This is a genomic window from Paraflavitalea pollutisoli (assembly GCF_029360705.1).
GTDB lineage: Bacteria > Bacteroidota > Bacteroidia > Chitinophagales > Chitinophagaceae > Paraflavitalea > Paraflavitalea pollutisoli.
The window spans coordinates 630,417-654,950 of record NZ_JARKMX010000002.1; the positions used below are offsets into that span (position 1 = coordinate 630,417).

Annotated in this window: 21 protein-coding genes; 5 read left to right on the forward strand and 16 right to left on the reverse strand. The window is 52.5% G+C overall.

All coding sequences use genetic code 11. From position 1 onward, the window contains the following. Positions 1 to 77 precede the first annotated feature (77 nt). The 8 genes from obgE to paaA form a co-directional block, all read right to left on the reverse strand. The gene (gene obgE, locus P2W70_RS07330; protein WP_276480787.1) at positions 78 to 1,085 is read right to left on the reverse strand and encodes a GTPase ObgE; all 1,008 of its coding nucleotides are present in this window, start codon (positions 1,083 to 1,085) and stop codon (positions 78 to 80) included. A gap of 215 nt (positions 1,086 to 1,300) precedes the next feature. Further along, on the reverse strand, positions 1,301 to 1,915 hold the full coding sequence (locus tag P2W70_RS07335) for an acyltransferase (protein WP_276480788.1): 615 nt from the start codon (positions 1,913 to 1,915) through the stop codon (positions 1,301 to 1,303). A gap of 10 nt (positions 1,916 to 1,925) precedes the next feature. Next, positions 1,926 to 2,384, reverse strand: coding sequence for a hydroxyphenylacetyl-CoA thioesterase PaaI (gene paaI, locus P2W70_RS07340; RefSeq protein ID WP_276480789.1), 459 nt, complete (start codon positions 2,382 to 2,384; stop codon positions 1,926 to 1,928). 89 nt (positions 2,385 to 2,473) lie between these two features. Beyond that, entirely contained in the window at positions 2,474 to 3,250 is a 777-nt protein-coding gene (locus tag P2W70_RS07345) for an enoyl-CoA hydratase-related protein (protein ID WP_276480790.1), read from the reverse strand. A 9-nt stretch (positions 3,251 to 3,259) separates the two neighbouring features. Continuing rightward, a complete protein-coding gene (gene paaD, locus P2W70_RS07350) occupies positions 3,260 to 3,766 on the reverse strand; it encodes a 1,2-phenylacetyl-CoA epoxidase subunit PaaD (protein WP_276480791.1) in 507 nt (168 codons plus the stop codon). 14 nt (positions 3,767 to 3,780) lie between these two features. Further along, positions 3,781 to 4,560: a 1,2-phenylacetyl-CoA epoxidase subunit PaaC gene (paaC, locus tag P2W70_RS07355; protein WP_276480792.1), complete on the reverse strand. Its 780-nt coding sequence runs from the start codon at positions 4,558 to 4,560 to the stop codon at positions 3,781 to 3,783. Between the two features lie 29 nt (positions 4,561 to 4,589). Continuing rightward, positions 4,590 to 4,958: a 1,2-phenylacetyl-CoA epoxidase subunit PaaB gene (gene paaB / locus P2W70_RS07360; protein WP_476704109.1), complete on the reverse strand. Its 369-nt coding sequence runs from the start codon at positions 4,956 to 4,958 to the stop codon at positions 4,590 to 4,592. A gap of 22 nt (positions 4,959 to 4,980) precedes the next feature. Beyond that, a complete protein-coding gene (gene paaA / locus P2W70_RS07365; RefSeq protein ID WP_276480793.1) occupies positions 4,981 to 5,928 on the reverse strand; it encodes a 1,2-phenylacetyl-CoA epoxidase subunit PaaA in 948 nt (315 codons plus the stop codon). Positions 5,929 to 6,171: 243 nt separating this feature from the next. On the opposite strand from paaA, the gene P2W70_RS07370 reads away from it, so the two are divergent. From P2W70_RS07370 to P2W70_RS07390, 5 genes are all read left to right on the forward strand, one after another. Continuing rightward, entirely contained in the window at positions 6,172 to 6,783 is a 612-nt protein-coding gene (locus P2W70_RS07370; protein WP_276480794.1) for an RNA polymerase sigma-70 factor, read from the forward strand. Between the two features lie 190 nt (positions 6,784 to 6,973). Next, entirely contained in the window at positions 6,974 to 8,113 is a 1,140-nt protein-coding gene (locus tag P2W70_RS07375) for a FecR family protein (RefSeq protein ID WP_276480795.1), read from the forward strand. A 233-nt stretch (positions 8,114 to 8,346) separates the two neighbouring features. Further along, positions 8,347 to 11,523, forward strand: a complete 3,177-nt coding sequence (locus P2W70_RS07380; protein ID WP_276480796.1) for a TonB-dependent receptor — start codon at positions 8,347 to 8,349, stop codon at positions 11,521 to 11,523. A 23-nt stretch (positions 11,524 to 11,546) separates the two neighbouring features. Next, complete coding sequence (locus tag P2W70_RS07385; RefSeq protein WP_276480797.1) at positions 11,547 to 12,944, forward strand: RagB/SusD family nutrient uptake outer membrane protein; 1,398 nt, start codon at positions 11,547 to 11,549, stop codon at positions 12,942 to 12,944. 77 nt (positions 12,945 to 13,021) lie between these two features. Beyond that, entirely contained in the window at positions 13,022 to 14,461 is a 1,440-nt protein-coding gene (locus tag P2W70_RS07390) for a glycoside hydrolase family 30 protein (protein WP_276480798.1), read from the forward strand. Positions 14,462 to 14,573: 112 nt separating this feature from the next. On the opposite strand, the gene P2W70_RS07395 is transcribed toward P2W70_RS07390, so the two are convergent. From P2W70_RS07395 to P2W70_RS07430, 8 genes are all read right to left on the reverse strand, one after another. Then, positions 14,574 to 14,789 carry a DUF3185 family protein gene (locus P2W70_RS07395; protein ID WP_276480799.1) on the reverse strand — a complete coding sequence of 72 codons (216 nt, stop codon included), beginning with the start codon at positions 14,787 to 14,789 and terminating at the stop codon, positions 14,574 to 14,576. 75 nt (positions 14,790 to 14,864) lie between these two features. Next, a complete protein-coding gene (locus P2W70_RS07400; protein WP_276480800.1) occupies positions 14,865 to 15,653 on the reverse strand; it encodes a sulfatase/phosphatase domain-containing protein in 789 nt (262 codons plus the stop codon). Continuing rightward, positions 15,577 to 16,371 carry a sulfatase-like hydrolase/transferase gene (locus P2W70_RS07405; protein WP_276480801.1) on the reverse strand — a complete coding sequence of 265 codons (795 nt, stop codon included), beginning with the start codon at positions 16,369 to 16,371 and terminating at the stop codon, positions 15,577 to 15,579. Before P2W70_RS07405 ends, P2W70_RS07400 begins: the two co-directional genes overlap by 77 nt. A 119-nt stretch (positions 16,372 to 16,490) precedes the next feature. After that, positions 16,491 to 18,758, reverse strand: coding sequence for a beta-glucosidase BglX (gene bglX, locus P2W70_RS07410; protein ID WP_276480802.1), 2,268 nt, complete (start codon positions 18,756 to 18,758; stop codon positions 16,491 to 16,493). Between the two features lie 42 nt (positions 18,759 to 18,800). Beyond that, a complete protein-coding gene (locus P2W70_RS07415; RefSeq protein ID WP_276480803.1) occupies positions 18,801 to 19,469 on the reverse strand; it encodes a GDSL-type esterase/lipase family protein in 669 nt (222 codons plus the stop codon). A 108-nt stretch (positions 19,470 to 19,577) separates the two neighbouring features. Continuing rightward, positions 19,578 to 21,365 (reverse strand): family 43 glycosylhydrolase, encoded by a 1,788-nt coding sequence (locus P2W70_RS07420; RefSeq protein ID WP_276480804.1) that lies wholly within the window; start codon positions 21,363 to 21,365, stop codon positions 19,578 to 19,580. 46 nt (positions 21,366 to 21,411) lie between these two features. Then, positions 21,412 to 22,815, reverse strand: a complete 1,404-nt coding sequence (locus tag P2W70_RS07425; protein ID WP_276480805.1) for a glucoamylase family protein — start codon at positions 22,813 to 22,815, stop codon at positions 21,412 to 21,414. 12 nt (positions 22,816 to 22,827) lie between these two features. Next, positions 22,828 to 24,495: a glucoamylase family protein gene (locus tag P2W70_RS07430; RefSeq protein WP_276480806.1), complete on the reverse strand. Its 1,668-nt coding sequence runs from the start codon at positions 24,493 to 24,495 to the stop codon at positions 22,828 to 22,830. Between the last annotated feature and the right edge of the window lie 39 nt (positions 24,496 to 24,534).

Here is a 24,534-nt window from a genome sequence, read left to right on the forward strand (position 1 = left end):
TTGCGGCTTGAGCGTGGTGTAGTGCAGTCAGATGGGCACCTGGCAAAACGGCCGATGCCGGAGCAATAGCCCGGCTGTTATGCGCGGCTGTTTTCTTCGTTCAGTACTTTCCACAGCAAGTCTTTCAGCTGCAGGATATTCTTTTGTATCACGGAAGCGACAAACAAATGCGGAATACCTTCCGGCAGCTCTTTGGCGATGGCTTCTTTCAGCTCGTCATCGAGCATATCGCTTTTGCTGACCGCTATGATAAACTGCTTGTGCAACAGTTCGGGATTGTATTGCTCGAGCTCATTCACGAGTATCTCGAACTCCTTGCGGTGATCTTTACTATCGGCGGGAATCAGGAAAAGCAATACGGAGTTTCGTTCGATATGCCGGAGGAATCGATGGCCAAGGCCACGGCCCTCTGCGGCCCCTTCGATGATACCAGGAAGATCCGCGATACAGAAACTACGCCCTTCCCGATATTCGACCATACCCAACTGAGGCGTTAGGGTGGTAAACGCATAATCGGCGATCTTGGGTTTGGCAGCGGTCATAACCGACAGCAGGGTCGATTTGCCCGCATTGGGAAACCCAACCAATCCTACATCAGCCAGTACCTTCAACTCGAGCACCTTCCAGCCTTCGGAGCCGGGCTCACCGGGTTGGGCATATTCCGGCGCCTGATTGGTAGGGGTGGCAAATTCTGCATTGCCCAAACCACCACGACCGCCTTTGATCCAAACGACTTCCTGTCCGTCTTCCAGGATCTCGACCTCCTGCTCTTCCGTCTCTTCGTCCCTGGCGACGGTACCCAGTGGCACTTCAATGATCACGTCTTTGCCGTAACGACCGGTACAGTTGTTACCGCTACCGCTTTCACCATTCTCGGCATGTACATTCTTAAAATAACGAAGGTGTAATAACGTCCAGAGGTTCTTATTACCACGCAGGATGATGTGGCCGCCGCGCCCGCCATTGCCCCCATCGGGACCGGCCTGAGCATTGAATTTAGTACGCATAAAGTGCTTACTACCAGCACCTCCATGTCCACTGCGGCAAAATATCCTGATCTGATCTACAAAGTTTGACTTTTCCATTGCGAGGTGCAAAGATACACTATTCCGCCTTTAAGGGAACGGAGACGGAAGGCGGTGCCGCTACGAGGGCATTTGGCTCGTTAAAATACCCTTATACGATCAGTATAATCAACACGACAGTCAGCAAAGGATATAATCGATTGCGGCACAGGGCGGTGGAGCGCCAGTTAGTAAATGCCGACAGGTAATAAGGAGAGCATCAGCACCCGTTCAACTTACTCGTGTCCCGCAAGCCCCTGCTCTTTTATCTCCTGCCAGGTTTTGTAGAGGGTTTCCTGTGTGGGCCGACTGGACGGCAGTTCGCGCAGCGGTTCGCAGGGTTCCCAATGCTCCTTCATTTCGCCCGGCAAAGCCTGGTACAGCCGTGTGCCGGAAGATTTCCAGGCTATCATGTCATCGCTGACTTCCTTGACGATCCTGGCCGGGTTACCCATCAGCAAGCTACGCGGTGGTACCTGCTCATTGGCCTTGATGAAGGACAAAGCGCCTACAATACATTCATCGCCGAGGTCGACATTGTCCATGATCACACTGTTCATACCGATGAGACAGTTTCGACCGATGTTGGCGCCATGTATGATGGCTCCATGTCCGATATGCGCCCCTTCTTTCAGCAGCACGGTAACGCCGGGAAACATGTGTATCGTGCAATTCTCCTGTATGTTGCAGCCGTCTTCGATCACAATGCCGCCCCAATCACCACGGATAGCAGCGCCTGGACCAACATACACCTGCTTACCAATGATAACGTTACCAGTTACCGACGCCTGCGGATGTACGAATGACGACTCGTGTACAACGGGAATAAATCCTTTGAAGGAATAGATCATGATACGGTTATTATATTTCTGCTGTAGGTGGGAAGGTATCAGGAGGTGGATCGACCAGGTGCTTGCCCGTTCTGAAACAGGAGCCTTTGAAGACAGCCACCGGTTGCTGCCGCTGGTTGGTCACCGAGATCAGGTACAACCCCGTACTGCGGCCGTTGTGGATCTCTTTGGCTTCGGCGGTCAGGATATCACCCGGTTGCCCTGCCTTTGTAAAGGTGATGGATACATCCAATGCCAGCGACAGGTTATTCCGGTTGTTGCAGGCAAAAGCAAAGGCACTATCGGCCAGGGAAAAAGTAACGCCACCATGGATTACCCCAAAACCGTTGAGCATGTCTGCACGTAGCTCCATGCGGATACGGCTATACCCTTCGCGCACTTCTTCTATTTTGATGCCCAGCCATTGGCTGAAGGCATCATGGGCCATCATCTTGTCGACTACCTGTACAGCTAATTGATCTGCCTCCATGGTTCCTGTTTAAAGTAAGAGAATATTGTACAATTGCTCGTCGACTGGCTTCCCGTCATGGATAGCACATCTGCCTGACCAGGTCTGGCTTAGCGGCCGGAGAACACAGGCGCGCGCTTTTCGAGAAAAGCATTCACTCCTTCCTTGAAGTCGTCGGTGCCGGAAGCTTCCTGCTGCAGTTTATCTTCAAGTGCCAATTGTTGCTCGTAGGTATTGGTTAATGACTGGTTCAATGCCTGTTTGATGAGCGCGAGGCCGTGGGTGGGCATTTGCGCCAATTGCTGCGCCAACTGCAAGGTCGCTGAAGCAAATCCATCGCCGCTGATCACTTTGTAGATCATCCCCATGCGCTCTGCCTCCGGGGCACCGATCTTATCACCCAGCATGGCTAGTGCAGATGCTTTTTGCCAACCAATAAGCCTTGGCAGGAAATAGGTACCGCCACTATCGGGGATGAGTCCCAGCCGGGAGAATGCCTGGATAAATGAAGCGGTCTCAGCTGCCACCACAATATCGCAACACAAAGCGATATTGGCTCCCGCACCGGCAGCAACGCCATTGACGGCGGCTACGACCGGTTTGGGCATACGGCGTATCTTATCGATGATAGGATTGTAATGCTCACTGAGTATCTGCGCCATCGTGGGTCCATCCGGGGCAACGATCTCGGCCAGGTCTTGCCCGGCACTGAATCCTTTTCCCGCCCCGGTTATAAGTACACACCGTACTTCCTGCAGGTTGGCACATTCGTCGAGCTGCTGTTGCAGCAGCAGGGCCATTTCGCGGTTAAAGGCATTGAGCTTGTCGGGCCGGTTGAGGGTGATGATGGCGACATTATGGTCGAGTTGAAAAAGAACAGATGACATGGCTATTAATTAATGACATTTGAAATAGTCGAAGGGTTCTTTGCAATCATTGCATTGGTATAATGACTTGCAGGCGGTAGAGCCAAACTCGCTCACCAGCCGTGTATTCCACGAACCGCACTGAGGGCAAGCCACGGCTTCGTGTGGCGCAAACAACTCCTGGTGACAAACCTGCGGTACCGGGTTGGGTGGGGCAATGCCATAGGCTTGCAACTTCTGCCGGCCGGCGTCGCTCATCCAGTCGGTAGTCCAGGCGGGCGAGAGCACGGTGTTGATCACCACTCGTTCAAACCCCTTTTCGAGCAGCAGCATACGAATCTGCATGCTGATGACATCCATCGCGGGGCACCCACTGTAGGTAGGTGTAATGGTGACCTGTACTTCCTTTTCGTCTTTCACCCATACATCGCGTACAATGCCCAGATCGATGACCGACAACACGGGCACTTCCGGATCACTGACCTGTTCCAGCAAGGTCTTTATTTCCGCAGCAGATATGTTTGCAAGGATTGCCATGATCATTTTCTACTTTACCAGGTTGCTCCCGGGTACGCGCGCTGCAGGTATTGCATTTCTGCCAGCAGGTAGCCCATGTGTTCAGTATGCCGGCCTGTTTTACCACCAGTCTGCATCCAGGTTTTGCCTTGTTCGGGTGCCTGCAAGGTGGCTTCCGCAAGCACTTCCTGCACTTGTTGCCACCAGCCGGGTTGCAGAGCGGCCACAACGGGCCCTATGCCTTCCCTGGCAGCAGCCAGTTCATATTCGGCCGGTTGAAAGAATTCACCCGTATAGGCCCATAGGGCAACCAGGGCTTTTTCCATCCTCGCCTGACTTTCTTCGGTGCCATCTCCCAGCCGGATTACCCATTCGCTGCTCCACCGTACGTGGTAAGCCACTTCCTTGAGTGATTTTTCGGCAATGGCAGCGATGGTACTATCTTTTGAGGGTAATAGTTGCTTGTACAATTGCTGTTGAAACACACTAAAGAAGAACTGCCGCAGGATGGTGTGCCCCCAATCGCCGTTGGGCAGCTCGAGCAACAAGCAGTTGTAATAGGCACGTTCGCCGCGGAGATAAGCCAGGGTATCTTCTGTCACCTCTTTTCCTTCCAGGCTGGCGGCATACTGATAAAAACTACGTGCCTGACCGATCAGGTCGAGCGAGATATTGGTAATGGCGATATCCTGTTCCAATACAGGACCGTGACCACACCAGGCGCTGTTGCGCTGGGAAAGTACCAGGGCATTATCGCCCAGGTAAAGCAGGTAATGGATCAAAGAGGCAGCATCGTCGTTGTCAGGTTCGTACATCCTGGTTCGTTGGAAATGAGATAATGGAATTACATGTGTTTGAGCTCATCGGGCAGGTCATAAAACGTGGGATGGCGGTATACCTTGTCGTTAGCGGGTTCGTAAAACGCGCCGGCGTCATCGGGATTTGAAGCATGTATATGTTTACTTTCCACCACCCAGATGCTGATGCCTTCTGACCGACGGGTATATACGTCCCGGGCATTTTCGATCGCCATTTGCGCATCGGCTGCCTGCAGGCTGCCCACATGTTTGTGATCGAGGCCCTGCTTGCTGCGGATGAACACTTCCCACAGCGGCCAACCGGCTTCCGTATTGGACGAGGAGGCAGCAGTGCCACCGCCCGTTTTTTCCTCGGGAATATCGCCGTAGTAATATTTAGTCAATCTTAGGTTCATCAATAGTAGATTTAAAGCATGATCAGGCTACTTGTTGTGCTTGCCGGTCCTTTCGCTTTGCCGCATGGGCGGCAGCAGCTTCACGCACCCAGGCTCCTTCTTCCCACGCATCGCGACGCGCCTGCAGGCGCTCTTTGTTGCAGGGACCATTTCCTTTTACCACATTCCAGAACTCCACCCAATCGATCTCGCCAAAATCATAATGACCGCGGGCTTCATTCCATTTAAGCTCGGGATCGGGTAGGGTCATGTGCAGGATCTTCGCCTGTTCTACGATCATATCGACAAACTGCTGACGCAATTCATCGTTGCTTTTACGCTTGATCTTCCAGGTCATGCTTTGGTCCGAATGGGTCGACTCGCCGTCTTTGGGCCCAAACATCATTAACGATGGCCACCACCAGCGGTTGATGGCATCCTGGCACATGGCCTTTTGTTCGGGCGTGCCTTGCGACAACTGCAGCAGGATGTCAAATCCCTGGCGCTGGTGAAAACTCTCCTCCTTACAAATACGCACCATGGCCCGGGCATAGGGACCATAGGACGTACGACAAAGCATCACCTGGTTCAGGATGGCTGCCCCATCCACCAGCCAACCTACTGCGCCGATATCGGCCCAGGTAAGCGTTGGGTAGTTGAAGATGGACGAATATTTGGCTTTACCGCTGTGCAGGTCTTCGATGGTTTGGTTGCGGGTGGTGCCCAGGGTTTCCACGGCCGAATAGAGATACAACCCATGGCCAGCCTCATCCTGTACTTTGGCCAGCAGGATGGCCTTCCGCTTCAAGGTAGGAGCACGACTGATCCAGTTGCCCTCGGGCAGCATACCCACGATCTCACTATGGGCATGCTGGCTGATCTGGCGCACCAGCGTTTTACGGTAGGCATCGGGCATCCAATCCTTGGGTTCGATCTTTATTTCCTGATCGACCTTGGCCTGGAATAATTGCTCCAGCTCCTGTACTGACATGTGTGGCAAGTTTAAGTCTTTCAAAGATAATTTATTATTTGCAGTTGCACTAACGGCTGTTAGCTTATTGTTTTGTTGTATTTTGTGGGTACAAGCAGCAAACCTGCTGCCCGAAGTGTCGAATGTAGAGAACGTAAGCCGTTGGCTTGCATTGCTTTCAAAACTGTTAGAAACCATTGCCGCTCCCGCAATTCCCCTTGCCTGTATTTTGCCGGAGGGCCTGACCGTTAACGATTGCCGATTATGGAACCTTTACAGGATCATGATTTTGCAAAATCCATGTTGCTGCTACGGCGGATGGCTACGGGCGATGAGCCAGCTTTCCGGGAGCTTTACCACATCTATAATAAACGACTGCATTATTTCGCCCTGGCGATGGTCAAAACGCGGGAGGCGGCGGAGGAAGTTGTCGAGGATGTATTCATCCGTCTTTGGAACCAGCGTGCCACCGCACCCCAGATCAATAACCTGCGGATCTATCTCTATACGGCTACCAAAAACACGGCGCTGAACTACCTGTCGCGCAAAGCGAAAGAGGCCATCGTGGAGCCTTTTGACCATATCGATGTTATGCTGCGTGAAACTGGTGTGTCGCCCGAGCAGATCATGATCACGGGAGAGATCTATCAAAAGATACGGCGGGCGGTGGAGGCATTGCCGCCGCGCTGCAAAATGATCTTTAAACTTATTCGTGAAGACGGACTCCGGTACAAAGAAGTGGCGGAAATCCTCAATATTTCGGTCAACACCATCGACGCCCAAATGGCCATTGCCATTCAACGCATCTCCGACGCCGTACGGAAAGACTTCGACAAACTGCCCCGCTTCAAAACCGGCCCGGCTAAAAAAGACTGAAGTCTTTCACACATTACCCCCGACATTTCGCTATTCGCTTTGAAAGGAGAGCCTATTACGGGGTTACTGGACGCTCATGTGCCTGTGTACTGGCGAATTACCGAGGCTTGTTTCTTTGGCTCCACCCCGTCGACCCGACTTCCACGGCTATCCCGCCTCTCCCAACATTTATTTCAAAAACCTTTAGTAGATGGTGGCAAAACCATTGTCTTATGGTAGAAAGCATTGCCAGCTGATACCACAACAGCGTATATATGAATTGATTGCCCGGAAGCTCGCCGGTGAAGCCACCCCTGCCGAACTGGAAGAGTTACAAACTTTGATGCAGGGCAATGGGCATGAAGAATACTTGTACGATGTGCTCGACACCTACTGGCATCAGCAACCTGACCCTGATGAAGGGGAGGGCAAAGAAGAAGAAAGCAGGTTTCAGCGCATTCTGGCAGCCAGCGATGGCCGCACCGCCGCATCAGTTCCTATGCCTGCCCGCCATCGTTGGCGCCGCTGGGTTCCCTACGCTGCAGCCCTGGTGATCGTAGCTGGTAGTTCGTACGGTCTCTATCGCTATAAAAGGCTTTCTGCTACAGACCCCGGCGACCCACTACCTGTGAGCGAAGTAGTCGCCAGCCGCGGGAGCCGCAGCCGCATGCTATTGCCCGATGGCACGCAGGTGTTTCTAAATGCTGGCAGCCGCCTCACCTACAACAGCCATTTTAATACTTTGCTACGGGAAGTGAACCTGGAAGGCGAAGCCTTTTTCGAAGTGACGCACGATGCCCAAAGGCCGTTCATCGTTCATACTTCTGGCATCGATATCAAAGTGTTGGGTACGGCTTTCAACGTGAAATCCTATGCCGCCGATGCCACCATTGAAACCACGTTACTCCGGGGCTCGATCGAGGTGGTACGTAAAAATGACCCCACGGCCCCCAAGGTCATTTTGCGCCCCCATGAAAAACTGGTGTTTAATAAGGAAGAACCACCTGAAGTAGTAAGTCCCGATGTATACAGCCCCCCCACAACCGACTCGCCCGACAACCAACCCGGTATATCGATCCTGACCCTACCGGCCAACAAACCTGATAGTGTGATCAAAGAAACTTCCTGGCTATACAACAAGCTCAACTTCGATGGCGACAGTTTTGAGGAGCTGGCTATCAAGTTGGAACGATGGTATGATGTACATATCACCATCCGGTCGGAGAAGTTGAAAGACATGCACCTGAAAGGAAGCTTCGGTACCGAAAGCTTGCCCAAGGCGCTGGAGTATTTGCAGCTTATCGTGCCCTTTACTTATAAGATGGAAGGAAAAGAAGTGATTATTCAGTAAGCTTTCAAGCCCGGCCTACCTGTTGGAGCAGGTTATCCGGTTCAGGATATCATAAAACAGGATCCCGTTGGAGCGGGATCCCATCAAGGCAGTAACAGAATCCCGGAATGAGATCTGGTAAATCGGTCCAGGGTTCTGATTTGATCACCTTAAAGCGTAAATATATGAAAAAAAGTACGCCTCCCGGGAGGAGGTATGCCCACGCCCCATTGCTCTTTAAACTGTTTGTGATTATGAAGTTGACCCTCTTTTTCATTGTGCTCAGTATGTGCCAGGTCCACGCGCATGTGTACGGACAGGGCAATATTACGCTCAAACTTCAGCAAACGTCCATCGACCGGGTATTGAACCGGATCGAAAAAGCGGGAGAGTTCCGGTTCCTATATAATTATGACCTGAAAGACCTCAAGCAGAAAGTGGACCTCGATGTCAAGAATTCGGGCATCCGCGAAACACTGGAAAAAATACTCACCGGCACCGACCTCACGTATAAGCTGCTTGATAATAACCTGATCGCGATCATCTCGCGCAACGTCATCAAACAGGATATCCGTATTACCGGTAAGGTGACCGGCCCCAATAACGAACCACTCTTCGGCGTGTCGGTACAGGTAAAAGGCACCACGACCGGTACTTCTACCAACAATGCGGGAGAATACAGCATCACGGCACCGGAAAATGCGACCCTCAAGTTCTCTTATATTGGTTACCTCGATAAAGAGGTGGCGGTCAGCAACCAGAATGTGCTCAATGTAGAGCTGGCTCCCTCCGACCAGCCACTCGACCAGGTCGTGGTGGTGGGTTATGGCAGCCAACGCAAGAAAGATATCACCGGCGCCGTATCGACTGTCAAGGCCAGCGACTTTGAGAACAGGCCGATCGTGAGTGCCGCAGCGGCCCTGCAAGGGCAGGCAGCGGGCGTTAACGTCTTCGCTTCTTCCGGCAAGCCCGGCTGGGGGCTGACCGTAAGTGTGCGCGGTAACACTTCCCTCACGGCTACCAATGATCCTCTGTACGTGGTAGATGGCGTGATCGTCAACTCGATCGACTTCATTAACCCCGCAGATATCGAAAGTTTCTCCGTGCTGAAAGATGCCTCTTCAGCAGCGATCTATGGGGCCAGCGGCGCCAATGGTGTGGTACTGGTTACTACGAAGAAGGGCGCTACCGGTAAGCCTAAACTTACGCTGAATGCCTATACAGGCTTCTCCAGCTTTGCCAAAAAGATCGATGTGCTGGACCGTGATCAATACCTCGACCTGATCAAATCGATGGGGTATACCGATCCGAACAACAACAATACCGACTGGCAGGATCTTGCTTTCCATACGGGGAAAGAACAAAACATTCAACTGGGCTTTTCCGGTGGCAGTGCCGGTAACCGGTATTATGTTTCCGGGGGCTACCAGAAGCAACAAGGTGTGGTAGCACCGGCAGACTATGATCGTTATTCGATCCGGGTGAACCTCGACAACAAAGTGAAGGACTGGCTGAGCGTGGCTACCAACCTCAGCTTCCTGCGGTCGGAGTTTGTAGACATTACCGATAATGCAGGCGGTGCACGTGGCGGAACCATTCTTTCTACGTTGAGCTCACCGCCTACACTGGGTGTGTACAAACCCGATGGCACTTATACCTCCAACGTGAACCAGGGTAGCTGGGAGAACCCCATTGCCATGGCTTATGGCGCGGAGCAAAAAAGTATCGAGAACCGGATCATCGGTAATGTGGCTGCTGACATCCGCATCATCAGCGGGCTCAATTTACGCTCGAACTTCGGCGTCGAATCGCAAAGTTCCCGCTGGGATAAATTCCAGGACCCTTACATGACCGACTATGGCCGCTCTGTAAAAGGCGTAGGCTATAGCTCTTCCACCCAGCGTTTTGTATGGTTGTGGGAAAATACGCTGAACTATACGAAGACCTTTGGCGACCACATCTTCACAGCCCTGGTGGGGCATACCATGCAGGAGAGTGATTTCAAATACAGCTATGCAGAAGGAAGGGATTTCCCCAATAATGCAGTAGGCACCCTGAATGCCGCTGCTCAGCGCATCAGCCTGCCCACGACAATGAAGCAGTGGAGCAAACGTTCTTACCTGGGCAGGATCAATTACTCTTACAAAGACAAATACCTGCTGACCACCAACCTGCGTTATGACGGGTCCTCCCGCTTTTCTGAAGACGAACGCTGGGGCCTGTTCCCCTCCGTATCGGTGGCCTGGCGCATCAGCAACGAGGACTTTATGGACAATTCCCACCTGTTCTCGGACCTCAAATTGCGGGTAGGCTGGGGCAAAACAGGTAATGATGGCATCGACGAATACGCGCACTATGGTTTGTTTGCCCCCAATGGCGCCGGTGGCTTTACCTTCAGCAACCTGCCCAAAGAAGGGCTTACCTGGGAGAAGACCGCCCAAACCAATGTGGGCATCGATGCAAGCTTTCTAAATAACCGACTAAGCGTTACCATCGACGGCTACATCAAGAAGACTACCGACCTGTTGGTGGCCGTTGAACCTCCGCCTTCGTCGGGGTATGGTGCGCAGACTTATAATGTAGGGGCCATCGAGAACAAAGGGCTTGAATTTACCGTCAATGCCATAGCGATCACCAGCAAATCATTTCGCTGGTCCATCAATGGTAATCTATCGTTCAACCGCAATAAGATCACCAGCCTCGGCCCCTTCAGCAAAAGCATTCCTTACGGTGGTGTGTATGAAAGAGACAATGCTATCCTGGCGATGCCTGGTAAACCGCTTGGTTCCTTCTATGGCTACGTGGCAGAAGGGGTAGACCCGTCCACAGGCATGATGAAATATACCGACCTGGACAAGAGCGGCACCTTCAATGATGGCGACCGTACCTTTATTGGCTACGCGCAGCCGGATTTCATCTACGGACTTACCAATACCCTCAGCTATGGCGGTTTCGAGCTGAACGTATTCCTGCAGGGCATCCAGGGCAATGACATCTTCAATGCTTCGCGTATTGAAACAGAAGGGATGTACGATTCGAAGAACCAAACCACGCGGGTACTGAATCGTTGGAAAACCGTAGGGCAGATTACAGATGTTCCCCGAGCTACCGGGGGAACTGCTGGTGCACCCCAGGGCTTCAACAACAATTACAACAGTATCGTTTCGTCACGATTCGTCGAAGACGGTTCCTATATGCGGCTCAAGGCGCTTACGCTTAGCTATAAGTTTGGCAACGACCTGTTACAAAAAGCGGGCATCGGTCGGCTGAGTGTGTATGTAACCGCCCAGAACCTGTTTACGATCACCAATTACAAGGGATTTGATCCGGAGGTGAGCCAAAATAGTCCCAATGGCCCGGCCATGGGCATTGACTACGGTACGTATCCACAATCGCGTTCATTCATTTTTGGCATCAGTGCCGATTTCTAATTCAACCACTTAATGTAAAAGCTATGAAACGCTTATCATTATATGTTGCAGCCGGGTTACTGGGCATGGCCTGTTTAACCTCCTGCACGAAAGACTTTCTCGATAAAGAACCTATTTCCGATGCCCTGCCCGACCAGGTAACGGCCGAAGCCCTTCTGAGCGGTGCCTATGGCGACATGTACGATGAATACTACACGCTCGACTTTCTCGTCAACGGGGATGTGATGGCCGACAATGCCTACGCGGGTGGTGATAATGCCGCTAATTTCAGTATCGACAAGTATACCGTTGATGCCAGCAACAACAACCTGAAACGAGATTGGCGTTACCTGTTTACCGATATCAAGAACAGCAATATCGTATTAAGCTTTGTGCCTACGATCGAAGACCGGACAATCACCGAAGAACGGCGCCAGCAGATACTGGGTGAAGCCTCCTTTCTGCGGGCCTGGCATTACTTCAATGCCATCAGAAGTTGGAAGGAATTGCCGATCATTCTCGGAGTACCTGGCTCTGTGAGCGACATGTTTCCTACTAAAAAGCCCGCCGACTCTATCTATGCGCTGATCATCAAGGACCTTGAATTTGCGCTGCCCAAGGTGCGGGAAAAGATCAATGACAAATCGCTGGTGAGCCGCGGAGCAGTGAACGCCCTACTGGCGAAGGTATACGCACAAAAGCCCAATCCGGACTGGAATAAGGTGGTGCAATATTGCGATGCCGTAACGGCACTGGGCTTTGACCTGCTACCCAGCTATGGCGATCTCTTCCTGACGGCCACGATCAACAGCATCGAATCGATCTGGGAAACGCAGTTTGACGGCACGGTGCGTCAAAACTGGGTGACCGGTATGAATACTCCGTTCATGTGGGGCGACTGGAAGAAATTCAACATACCCACGCACACGATCGTGAAGGCCTGGGATGCCGAAGGCGATGCCGTACGCAAGAATGCCAGCATCACCTATGTAACACCCAACTGGACGGATGACTACTGGCCCAAGCCTACGCCTGTTATTTACAAGTACCGCGATCCGGATGCCAAGAGCCATACCTTCCGCCTGCGGTATGCGGATATCCTGTTGCTGAAAGCGGAAGCGCTGACCGAGCTGAATCAGCTTGACAATGCTACCGGTGCTCAATTCTATATCAACAAGGTGCGTAAACGTGTAGGTCTGGGCAATACGCCTGCCACCACACAGGCAGCGTTGCGGCTGGCGGTTGAGAAAGAACGTCAATTGGAACTGGCCTTTGAAGGGCACCGTATGTTTGACCTCATCCGTACCAACCGCGCTATAGCTGTGATGAATGCCCAGGTGGATGGCAATGGCAACCCATTGAACTATAATGTCACGGAAAACAAGTTGTATTTTCCGATCTCGCAGGATGAGGTTGACCGGAATCCAAACATCAATAAATAAACAGCTGGCCGGTCCGGCTATCGCAATAGGCGGGTTGAATACACCCGCCTATTCTTTACACTTTAATCTAAGAGCCCATGCGACAACGCCTTCTTTTGATCCTGCTGGTTACCTGCCTTACGAATTGCCGTTGCGGCAGTAACAAAGGGGATGATGGTGGCGGTACACCACCGCCCAATCCACCAGCTGGCAATGCCGAAGTGGCAGCCTGGATCACCACCGGTGATCAGCAATCGTTGCTACAAAAGCAAACGGCCGTGCTTTCCTTTGGCACGTTGGCCAATGCCTTTGTGAACATCGATGTGGACAGCAGCCAGCAATACCAAACGATCGACGGATTTGGCTTTACCCTGACAGGCGGCAGCGCGTATGTGATCAACCGCATGGGTGCCCCTGAAAAGAATGCCCTGCTCCGCGAATTATTTGGCAACGAAGAAAACTCGATCGGCATCAGCTACCTACGCCTGAGCATCGGGGCCTCGGACCTCAGTCCCTCGGTGTTTAGCTACAATGACCTGCCTGCGGGCCAAACCGATCCGAACCTCGACCAATTTAACCTGGGGCCTGACAAGACAGATGTTATTCCATTGCTCAAAGCGATCCTGGCGATCAACCCTGCCATTAAATTCCTGGGCAGTCCGTGGAGTCCGCCGGTATGGATGAAAGACAAGAACAGCACGATCGGCGGTAATCTGAAACCGGAGTACTACGCTGTGTATGCGCAGTACCTTGTCAAGTATATTCAAGCCATGAAAGCAGAAGGAATTACCATCGATGCCATCACACCGCAAAACGAACCGTTGCACGACGGCAACAATCCCAGTTTGCACATGACGGCCGAACAGCAGGCAACTTTCATCAAGAGCCATCTCGGCCCGGCGTTTAAAGCGGCGAATATCAATACCAAAATCATTGTGTATGATCACAATTGCGACCGGCCAGATTATCCTTTGGCCATATTGAACGATGCGGCGGCCAAGGCCTTTGTGGATGGCAGCGCCTTTCACCTTTATGCCGGGGATATTGTTGCCCTGGGGCAGGTCCATAATGCGCACCCGGACAAGAACGTGTACTTCACCGAACAATACACCGCCTCCAACGGCAGCTTCGACGGCGATCTGAAATGGCATATGAAGAACGTGATCATCGGCGCCACCCGTAACTGGAGCCGGATTGCCCTGGAGTGGAACCTGGCCAACGACGCCAGCTTCGGTCCGCACACGCCCGGCGGTTGTACCACCTGCAAAGGCGCGCTGACCATTGGCGCTGCTGCTACCCGGAATGTAGCTTACTATATCATCGGCCATGCCTCGAAGTTTGTACCCGCAGGTTCCGTACGCATCAGCAGCAACCCAGCCGGCAATTTGCTCAATGTGGCTTTTGTAACGCCCGCCGGCAAAAAGGTATTGATCATTTCCAACGACGGTAATGCACCGGAGACGTTTAATATCCGCTATAAGGGTAAGTGGGCCACTCATTCGCTGGGGGCCGGGTCGGCTGGCACATACGTGTGGTAGTGAGCTCTACTGATCATGGCCTGTAATCAGCGGGGCAATACCGTTCATGCAGGCCATGTTTCTGTTGACACGGCCGCGTCCCGGTTATTGGTGACAGGATGGAATTGACCAATCAACTGCCCTTTCTGGACAACATCACGGCACCCGCGATAATGGCTACCACGCCGGCTCCCATCATGATATAACCCGAGGTGGTTTTGCTCTCATCTTTAGCGGTAATTTCCAGATCGCCAATCTTCACGCCGGCTTTGTTATCATCAAATTTCTGGTACCCAAAGTATCCCAACAGGATACCACCGATCAGCAGGAGGACGCCTAATATGCGCATATGCTTTTTTGGCAGACCTCTGCAAAACCTATACCGCGGCAGCTGGTTGTACGCCCAGACGGATTAGCCTGCCCCCTAATACGTATTCCGGAATTGGTGATCGATGCGGCCGGGCGGCTGCTTCAAGGGTATCTGCAAGCCATTGGTTTGCTCCAGCCAGGAGAAAAGCTCCTTCTTCAAGGCGGTTCCAGTTTTGCGCAAACTGGTATCCCGGATGAGGTTATTCATCTCGTAGGGATCATTTTGCAGGTCGTAGAGTTCGTTGATGTCCCAAACGCCGTGGTTGTAGATGTATTTGTAGCGGTCTGTCCGGATGGCAAATATGGTGGGCGTTTGGGGGAAAGAGGCTTCCCAGTAATATTCATAAAAGACCTTATCCCGCCAGGCCACCTGTTTGCCGCGCAGCAGGTCGGCAAACGATTGGCCTTGTATGGTAGTAGGTTTTGTCACGCCGGCCATTTCCAGGAAGGTGGGCGCAATATCTACGTTCATCACGATCTGGGGCACTACCGTGCCCGGCTTTACCAGTCCCGGCGCCCAGCACAGCAGGGGCACCCGCATGGACTCTTCATAGGCATGTCGTTTATCGATCAGCCCATGTTCTCCGAAAGAAAAGCCATTATCGCCCATATACACCACTACGGTGTTTTGCTCCAGCCCCTGCTCTTTTACCCAATCCAACACCCGTTGTATGCTTTCATCTACTGCCAACAGGGTTTCCAGGTATTGGCGGTAGAAGTCATTGAACTTTATGTCGCCATGGTACATGAAGTCTACACCATGCCAGCTATATCGCTGATGACGTACCCCATTGAGGAATGTCTTTATAGTTGACCGGCCCTTTGGGTGCTGTGACTTCTCCATATACTTTGCTGCTATCGGTAGCCGTCAGGTACATGGAAGGTGGGCAGATGATGGGCAGGTTGGCATATTTGCCGGCATGCCTTTTCGCTGGTTTAAATTCTGCATGAACCCCTTTGTGGGAGAGATAGACGAAAAAGGGCTTTTGTTTGTTCCGATGGTTCAGCCAGTCGAGTGCATTATCGGTCAGCAAGTCAGTGGTATAGCTGCCAGCCGGTTGCTTTACCCGCTGACCATTGATGTTGAACGTGGGATCGTAGTAAACGCCTTGTCCCTGAAAGCTTACCCAATGATCGAAACCGGGTTGTGGCCGGTCGTCGGTATTGCCCATATGCCATTTACCGAGAAAAGCCGTTTGGTAGCCGCTGCGTTGCAGCTGCTGCGGGAAAAAGGTGAGGTCGGCAGGCAGCGGTGCCTCATTGTCTACCACAGTGTGGGTATGGGCATATTGGCCAGTCAGGATGGAAGCCCTGCTGGGTGAACACAGTGCTGTGGACACAAACGCATTTTTAAGGTGTGCTCCCTCCCGCGCCATGCGGTCCATACCGGGTGTTTGCAGTCCGGGCATTTTGTTCATGAATCCCATGGCATCGTAGCGATGGTCGTCGGCGAGGATAAAAATGATGTTCATGGGTTTGGCGCGGTTGCCGGCTGGCTGGCAGTAGGCTCCCTTCAATGCCAGTAAAAAGACAAGGCTACCAAAGAGCTTTTGCACGTTCATGTTGCGTGGATTGGGTTGGTACTAAAGATAAGTCCCTTTCGGGCAGGCACAAAAAAGTGGGCTACCCCTACGTAGCCCACCTTGCATATTACACTGGTTCATGCGTCAAACCAATGCAACTATTTTAAACTGAATGCAACTTCTTTTACCTGCTCCGAGCTGGTGCCTACAAACACTTTGAAGTCGCCCGGCTCGGCCACGAACTTCAGGTCGGTGTTGTAGAACTTCAGGTCGTCTACCGAGAGGGTGAAGGTAACGTCTTTTCCTTCTCCTTTCTTTAGCGATACTTTCTCAAAACGTTTCAACTCTTTTACCGGGCGGGTTATGCTGCCCACGAGGTCGCGTATATACAGTTGTACGGTCTCCACGCCATCGAAGTTGCCGGTATTCTCAACCCGTACTGTCACCTGCAGCTTGTCTGCGTTTGTTATGGTCGGTTTGCTGAGCTTGATCTCCCCATAACTGAAGGTGGTATAGCTCAACCCATGACCGAAAGGATACAGGGGGCTATTGGGTATATCCAGGTATTTGGAGGTGTACTTCTGGTTTTCGTCAAAAGGACGTCCTGTGTTTTTATGATTGTAATAGATCGGCACCTGGCCCACATTGCGTGGGAAGGTCATGCTCAACTTACCGGAAGGATTGGCTTCGCCAAACAAGACTTCGGCGATAGCGGTTCCGGCTTGTGTGCCTCCGAACCAGGTTTCGAGTATGGCTTCCACATTATCGTTCTCCCACTGTAAGGTAAGCGGGCGACCATTCATCAATACCAATACAATCGGCTTGCCGGTTTTCTTTAACGCCTTTAACAATTCCAGTTGATTATCGGGCAATCCGATCATACTGCGGCTGGCGGCTTCACCTGTCATGCCGAATGCTTCTCCCAATACGGCTACTACTACATCAGCCTGCTGGGCAGTTTGTACCGCATCGGTGATCAGTTGTTCAGGAGATTTTTCATCGAGGGTGATCTGACCATCGTGGTCGTTCAGCCGCTTACGCAAGGCGGGATCATCGATCAGGTTTGCTCCTTTGGCATACAGGAATTTACCCGCGCCGTATTTCTGCTCGAGGGCAGACCAGATGCTGACGGCTTTTTTCCAGTCGCCGGCGCCACTCCAGTTGCCGATCAGGTTTCGTTGATCCTGTACCAGCGGACCGATGAAGGCTATCTTCTTACCCGCTTGCAAAGGCAGCGTGTTGTTGGCATTCTTCAGCAGCACCATACTCTTGATGGCTGCTTCTTTGCTCAGAGCCAGTTTGGCTTCGTTCATGATGGCCGTTTTATTGCGGGCCTCATTCACGTAGCGATATGGATCGTCGAACAAGCCCAGCTTGTATTTTGCTTCGAGCACGTTGCGACAAGCGGCGTCGATCACTGCCTGGTCAACTTTTCCCGACTTCACGAGCTCCGCTCCATACTTCAGAAATACCTCGCCTACCATGTCCATTTCATTACCAGCATTCAGCGCGAGTTCGCCTACCTTCTTCGCATCTCCCATACCATGGGCGCTCATTTCAGGAATACCTGTATAGTCTGTAACGATCAGTCCATTGAATTTCCATTGTTTACGGAGCAGGTCCTGCAGCAGCCATTTGTTGGCCGTAGCGGGTACACCATCGATCTCATTGAAGGAGGTCATCACGGTGGCTACACCAGCATCGATGGCGGCTTTATAAGGCGGCAGGTATTCGTTGTACATCCGCAGGCGGCTCATATCGACCGTATTATAATCGCGGCCAGCTTCTCCGGCGCCATACAGGGCAAAATGCTTTACGCAAGCCAGTACGGTGTTATCCAGGATGAAATCATTGCCCTGGTAGCCTTTCACATAAGCTGTGGCCAGTTGCGACCCGAGATAAGGATCTTCTCCCGCGCCTTCACTCACGCGGCCCCAGCGGGGATCGCGGGCTATGTCTACCATCGGGGAGTACACCCAGTTAAGCCCATCTGCCGCTGCTTCATCGCCGGCGGCCCTGGCAGTACGCTGTACCAAAGCGGGGTCCCAGGTGGCGGATAACCCTAATGGTATAGGGAAAATAGTCCGGTGACCATGGATGACATCATAACCAAACAGCAAGGGTATCTTCAAACGGGTTTCGTTGACGGCTAACTCCTGCAGCTTACGTACAGCCGCGGGGGTATAGGTATTGAACACGCCACCCACAAGCCCTTTTTTAATCTTTTCTTCTACCCCCTGACTCAGGATCGGCCCTGTAACATCGAACCCTACCGAAGGCAGGTTGAGCTGGCCAATCTTTTCCTCCAGCGTCATCTTCTGCATCAGGATGGTAATGTACTGATTCATCTTTACCTCTTTGTCCAACTGCGCCTGGCCCTGCAGGCAGACCGCCAGCAAACCCACCGATAATAGTTTTCTCGACATATATCTTGTTTTATTAGGTACCGGGCTTTCACCCGGTTATAACTACTTGATCAAATAGGGCAGGATCGCTTTTTGCCAGATGGCGTACCCTTTCGCATTCATGTGCAGCCTATCGCTCAGGTACAAACTTTCATCCGGCTTTCCGTTGTCGAGCATCAGTTTATATACATCGACATACGCCGCCTTCTTTTGCTTGCCCAGGTAGCTCTTGATCAGTTGGTTGGCCTGTAAGAGCTTGTGGTGAAACTTCTCCCGGCTGGGGCTGGGCTTCATGGCCACAAACACGATGGGGACCTGGGGCATTTTCTTGCGGATCAGGGTAAACAGCTTTTCGAATCGACCGAATACCGTTTTGGCGGTGATGCTATCGGAGGATGAGATATCGTTTTCGCCACAATAGATCACGATCTCTTTGGGCTGGTAGGGGAATATAATGTCATCGGCATACAGGATCACATCGTTCAGCGTGGAGCCTCCAAAGCCCCGGTTGATGATCGTGTGGTTGGGGAAGGCGGCCTGTACATCATGCCACATCCTGAATGAAGAACTGCCTGTAAACAGGATAGCGTTCTTGGGTGGAGGGGTCAGGCTGTCTTGTTTCTTAAAGGCCTTGATCTCGCCCCACAGTCCGTCCTGGGCATAGCCAGCCATAACGGAGAGGGTGAGACAAACCACCAGCAACAGGAACTTGCCGGCAACAGCAATAGGCATGGACGACGGTCTGGTAATGCTCCTACCTGCATGGGATTGACGAAGGACCGGGTATAATTCTACTACTTGCATAATTTGGTTGGGTTGTACGTTGGTGGGGCAAATGTACTATTCCACCTTTATGATATGGGCTTTTTTGGAAACGCCGTTCTCGTTGACGGATTCGATACATAAATAATAAGGTAAGGTTTTGTCCATGCCTTTGAAATAATACTCGTTGGCGCTGTGCACCATGATACAATTGTACCATTTGCCTGGTTCAGTGCCGAAATAAATATTGTAGGCATAGGCATTGTCAACCGGTTGCCATTTGATCCAGGCACTGCGCTTGTCCTTTTCTGTGCGCAATACGACAAAGGTCTTGACTGTATCGGGTACACTGCCATTGCCATGACCAAATACCCGCAGGCCGCTGATGGCAAACTTACCGGTGGGCATCTGTACGTTTTCCAGCCGGATATATCTTGTTTGTACCGGAGCAGCGAGCTCAATGTAATCATGCGGCACATCCGTCTTGTTGTTGCTTTTATCTACCAGCACTTTCCATTTCTTGCCATCAACCGAATGCATGATCCGGTACTGGTGATACAGTCCCAGCGTTTTGCCAAGATACACTGAATCCATGGTTTGGGGGAAACTTACCTCCTGATCAGCGTAATTGAGCTGAATGGCCCGCACCGTACTCAGGTTGCCCAGGTCGGTCTGGATCCATTCGCCTTTGTTGCCGGTAGCGGCGCTCCAGTAAGTTTTGATGTTCTCATCGACTGCATAGTTGGGATAGAAGCTGCCGAGGGTAGAAGACACGGTCACCGGCTTGTTGTAATTGAGCAACATCCAGCCGGTGAAAGCGCCATGATCCGTGGAAACCTTATCTGGTGTTTGGGAGGTGGCCCCAGGCAGGAAATGCGGATAATCGCCAAAGGCGGTATTGCACCACATGGTGCCTGCAGCATCGAAGCCGGCGGGCCAGATGCCGAGGCGACGCTCGAAATTGTTCTTTACCGAGATGGAGATGGTGGATACATGCCAGTAGTTCTTGTAGTTGTCCTGGAAGGTGCTGCCATGCCCGGCGCCCCGCGCAAAGCCGCCAGGCTTGTAGCTAAAGGGGTCGGGCTGCGGGGTGAAGGGCCCCAGGGGATGGTCGCCCACCACTACACCGTCGGCATAACCACTGAACTCGGTGCCTGGTGCTCCGTATTGCAGGTAGTATTTTGCCCCGTGCTTTGTCATATGGGCGCCTTCAATAAAAGGATCGAGGAAAGTATTGTCGCTGTATTCGCCGAATCGCTGCCAACCGTAGCGCCAGTCTTCGAGCAGGTACATCTCTTTGCGGGTACCGATTGGCTGGAGGGTCTTACGGTTGAGCTCGATGCCGTATAACGGATAGCGGTTGCTGCTGCCGTTGTACATGTAAAACCGGCCGTCGTCATCGAGGAAGAAGTCGGGGTCCCAGCCGCCGATGGCAAGGGAGTCTACCGCCTCTTTCCACTGGTTGCCTTTGGGATCGGTACTCATCCAGATGGGGAAGTTGCTGGAATAGGTGGAGCCAAATACGAGCATGGTATCGCCCATCACCCCTACTGCCGGTGCACACAATTCATCGTACACTTTGTGCCAGGGCTTCAGGAATTTGCGGGATACAAAATGCCAGTTGCTGAGGTCACTGCTCCACCAGTATCCCCACTGGTTGGTGGAGAAGAGGTAGAAGTCGCCTTTGTAGTTGACGATCACCGGATCGGCGGTGGCGCGGTGGCGCCCCCATTCGCTGAAGTTGGGAATGGGTGAGTAGCCGTAGTCAATATTGATGGGGTTGCAATAGGTTGATGGTTTTGCCTGTCCCCGGGAGGGCAGCCAGGCAAGCACGATCAGTACGCCAACAAATAACAACCTTTTCATACGCTTATAAAACAACCGGGGATGCGGTTACCCCTATTAATGAGTATTATTTCAGGTGCGGACTTTCAAATCCCAGCTTCTTCAAGCCTGCTTTTATTTCCGGGCAGCTCATGAACAAGTTCCACAGCAGGCCGCTCCGGTGGTTCTCCATCATCACTACGATGGGGCCCTGGTCGATGGCCAGGTAGTGGGGCGGGAACCAGTTGTCGGTTTCACTGAAGGCATCGTAAAACCCATAAGGTCCCCAGAGTTTATCGCGGAGATTGTTGTACCAGTATTGCATGGCGGCTGTTGCCTGTTCGGGGGCGTAGGGGAATGATGACAGGGCAGCTGTAGGCGTGATCACCCCCAGGTCGTTGGTGGTGTCGGGGGCATGGGCCGCGTAGCCATTTACGGAATAGCTAGCGGTGAGTCCCCAATTATCGGGGCCATAGCCTTTGTATTTTTTAGGATTGGCCACACACCATTCATAGTTGACGAGTACCTGGTTGCGGGTCTCTTCCCAATAGTCGGCATATTTGTCTTTCAGCCCACGTGGGTCGAGGCCGAGGTAGGAGTACTGTGCCCAGAACAGCGGTCCTCCATTGGGCGGATTGCCCTGGTGGCGCAGCTTCAGTACATAGGGAAACTTCTTAGCGGGTGTACCCGTTTGTTTGGGTGGATTGGCAACGATCTTACCGCCCTCGGCCCATCCTTCGTGGTATACGGCTGCGGGCACTCCATGTGTGGGAGAGGACGCGGCCAGTATATACATGATCAGGCATTCGTTGTAGCCTCTTACCGGGAAGTTCATTTCCCAGGCATAGGAAGGGCTCCAGTGCCAGTACAACACATTTTTGCCGTTGCGGTACCAGTTGAAGTCTACTTCTTTCCATAGCTTATCTGCCCGGGCTGCCAGTTGCTTTTCGGCCTCGTTGCCTTCGGCGAAATACTGGCGGACACACAAGAGGCCGGTGAGCATAAAGGATGATTCTACCAGGTCGCCACCATTGTCTTTCTGTCCAAAGGGCTTGACCTTGCCGGTCTCTCCATTGATCCAGTGTGACCAGGCTCCATGAAAACGATCTGCCTTTTCGAGAAAGCCTACGATCTTTTCCAGGCGGGCCCTGCCGGAGTCGCGGGCAACAAAACCTCTTTCGATGCCAGCGAGGATGGCCATCACGCCGAAGCCACTGCCACCGCTGGTTACGATCTCCTTGTCGTCTTGTGGGTACACGTTATCGACATGAAAGCGTTCGCGGCCCATGCCGCTCGTTGGCTCGGCCCCGTCCCAGAAATACTGGAACGTGCGCTCCTGTACCAGGCGAAAAAGGGCCGTGTCGGCTATTTGTGTTTTGTCTTCCCGGGCCGTGGCCGTATCGGAACCGGACATTGCATCCGGCGTACCACCCGGGCCGCCGCAAGCTGCCAGTATCACCGGCAGAGCGTATACGATCAATCGTTTTTTCATACTATGTCTTTATTAAAGATAGGGTGCCGTAAAGCCAAGCTTCTTCATACCGGCTTTTATTTCCGGGCAACCTGTCAACAGATTCCACAGCAGGCCGCTGCGATAGTTCTCGATCATTACGATGATAGGGCCCTGGTCGATGGCCAGGAATGAATCGGCAAACCACGCATCTTTCAGCGAGAAGGCATCTATAAACCCATAGTCCTTCCAGAGCTTGTCGCCCAGTACGTAATAATAGAACCGAAGGGCAGCCAATGACTCGGCAGGGGTAAAGGGGAAAGAGGACAATGCTGCAGTGGGCGCGATGACCCCTACATCATTGGTAGGCGAACTGGCGGTATACCCTCCCTGTATGTCGCTGGCCGTAAGGCCCCAGCAGGAGTCGCTATAGCCATAATACCCTTTGGGATTCGCCTTGCAATATTCATAATTTATTCTGGAATGATTGGTCACCTGCGTGCGATAATTCGCATAGGTGTCGGTCAGTCCGTTCGGATCTATACCGAGGAAGGAGTAATGCGCAAAGAACAAGGGGCCACCCAGCGGTGGACCGAGCGGTAATTGTATACCGAGATAGGTATTGCCGTTGACAAAGGTGTTGCTACCATTGGAAGCCCAGCCGGCAGTATATACTTCTTTTGGAATGGTGCTGGTGGTGGAAGCGGCTGCCAGTATGTAAGTGATCAGGCATTCGTTCCAGCCTCTAATCGGGAGATTGATATCCCAATTGTTGGTGGGGCTCCAGTGCCAGTACAAGACGTTTTCGTTGTTCTTGCGAAACCAGCTCCATTCCACGCCATTCCAGATGGCGTTGATGTCGTTGCGCAAGGCGGTTTCGGCCGCATCGGCACCGTTGAAGTACTGACGGGCTGTGAGCAGTCCTGCAATGAGGTAAGACGTTTCTACCAGGTCGGCGCCATCGTCTTTGGCGCTGAAGGGTACCGTGGCGCCGGTAGCTCCGTTGAGCCAATGGGGGAAGGCGCCGTGGTATTTCTGGGCTGTATTCTTCAGGAATGATGTCATGGTTTGCAGGCGTGTGAGTCCTTGCGCTTTTGTAATGAAGCCACGTTGTATACCTGCGAGGATGGCCATGATGCCAAAACCTGAACCGCCGGATGTGACGATATCCCCCGAGGTATTCCTTTCCCTGGCCAATCCGGATACCGGATGTCCAAAGTCCCAGAAGTATTTGAAGGTTTGCTGCTGCACTTTGGTCAGCAGGGCATCGTCGGTGATGGTGGGGAATTTGCGGGTTGAATCGATGCCGGCATTGAGCGAGAAGGTCAGTGTATTCTTCAGGGCGGCGTTGGCGGTCGATTGCAGGGCTGTAGAAAGGGTCAGCGTGTGCCTGGCAAATCCTTTTAAGGTCGTAGTAGGTTGCAACACCAGTACACTATCGCCCGTTGTATAGTTTGCCTGATAGGCTACCACTGCACCACCAGGTTCGCGCCATATAACGCCTTCGGCCACGGTGCTACGTTTGATGGGCGCAGAGAAGTTAAGCCGAACTACGGGACGGCCGCTGACATTGTATTCAAAACTGCCGTTGCTGACACCATTGACAGAAGCGGCCACATAGCTGAAAGTGGCCGGCGTAGGTGGTGCCGGATCATCACTTTTGCCGCAGGCTGCCAGTAGACCGAGCATGCCTGTTATCAGTACTATCTTAGGTACGATCATCTACCGTTATTTCGACTAAAAGGCCGCCGGCTATGGGCC

Bases quoted from the DNA above. Each gene is read 5' to 3' on its own strand.
- P2W70_RS07395 (WP_276480799.1), bottom strand. From the start codon at position 14,789: ATGCGCATATTAGGCGTCCTCCTGCTGATCGGTGGTATCCTGTTGGGA.
- obgE (WP_276480787.1), bottom strand. From the start codon at position 1,085: ATGGAAAAGTCAAACTTTGTAGATCAGATCAGGATATTTTGCCGCAGT.
- paaC (WP_276480792.1), bottom strand. From the start codon at position 4,560: ATGTACGAACCTGACAACGACGATGCTGCCTCTTTGATCCATTACCTG.
- P2W70_RS07425 (WP_276480805.1), bottom strand. From the start codon at position 22,815: ATGAAAAAACGATTGATCGTATACGCTCTGCCGGTGATACTGGCAGCT.
- P2W70_RS07380 (WP_276480796.1), top strand. From the start codon at position 8,347: ATGAAGTTGACCCTCTTTTTCATTGTGCTCAGTATGTGCCAGGTCCAC.
- paaA (WP_276480793.1), bottom strand. From the start codon at position 5,928: ATGTCAGTACAGGAGCTGGAGCAATTATTCCAGGCCAAGGTCGATCAG.
- P2W70_RS07390 (WP_276480798.1), top strand. From the start codon at position 13,022: ATGCGACAACGCCTTCTTTTGATCCTGCTGGTTACCTGCCTTACGAAT.
- P2W70_RS07370 (WP_276480794.1), top strand. From the start codon at position 6,172: ATGGAACCTTTACAGGATCATGATTTTGCAAAATCCATGTTGCTGCTA.
- P2W70_RS07420 (WP_276480804.1), bottom strand. From the start codon at position 21,365: ATGAAAAGGTTGTTATTTGTTGGCGTACTGATCGTGCTTGCCTGGCTG.
- bglX (WP_276480802.1), bottom strand. From the start codon at position 18,758: ATGTCGAGAAAACTATTATCGGTGGGTTTGCTGGCGGTCTGCCTGCAG.
- P2W70_RS07415 (WP_276480803.1), bottom strand. From the start codon at position 19,469: ATGCCTATTGCTGTTGCCGGCAAGTTCCTGTTGCTGGTGGTTTGTCTC.
- paaI (WP_276480789.1), bottom strand. From the start codon at position 2,384: ATGGAGGCAGATCAATTAGCTGTACAGGTAGTCGACAAGATGATGGCC.
- P2W70_RS07385 (WP_276480797.1), top strand. From the start codon at position 11,547: ATGAAACGCTTATCATTATATGTTGCAGCCGGGTTACTGGGCATGGCC.
- P2W70_RS07375 (WP_276480795.1), top strand. From the start codon at position 6,974: ATGGTGGCAAAACCATTGTCTTATGGTAGAAAGCATTGCCAGCTGATA.
- P2W70_RS07335 (WP_276480788.1), bottom strand. From the start codon at position 1,915: ATGATCTATTCCTTCAAAGGATTTATTCCCGTTGTACACGAGTCGTCA.
- P2W70_RS07400 (WP_276480800.1), bottom strand. From the start codon at position 15,653: ATGGAGAAGTCACAGCACCCAAAGGGCCGGTCAACTATAAAGACATTC.
- P2W70_RS07345 (WP_276480790.1), bottom strand. From the start codon at position 3,250: ATGTCATCTGTTCTTTTTCAACTCGACCATAATGTCGCCATCATCACC.
- paaB (WP_476704109.1), bottom strand. From the start codon at position 4,958: ATGAACCTAAGATTGACTAAATATTACTACGGCGATATTCCCGAGGAA.
- P2W70_RS07405 (WP_276480801.1), bottom strand. From the start codon at position 16,371: ATGAACGTGCAAAAGCTCTTTGGTAGCCTTGTCTTTTTACTGGCATTG.
- P2W70_RS07430 (WP_276480806.1), bottom strand. From the start codon at position 24,495: ATGATCGTACCTAAGATAGTACTGATAACAGGCATGCTCGGTCTACTG.
- paaD (WP_276480791.1), bottom strand. From the start codon at position 3,766: ATGGCAATCCTTGCAAACATATCTGCTGCGGAAATAAAGACCTTGCTG.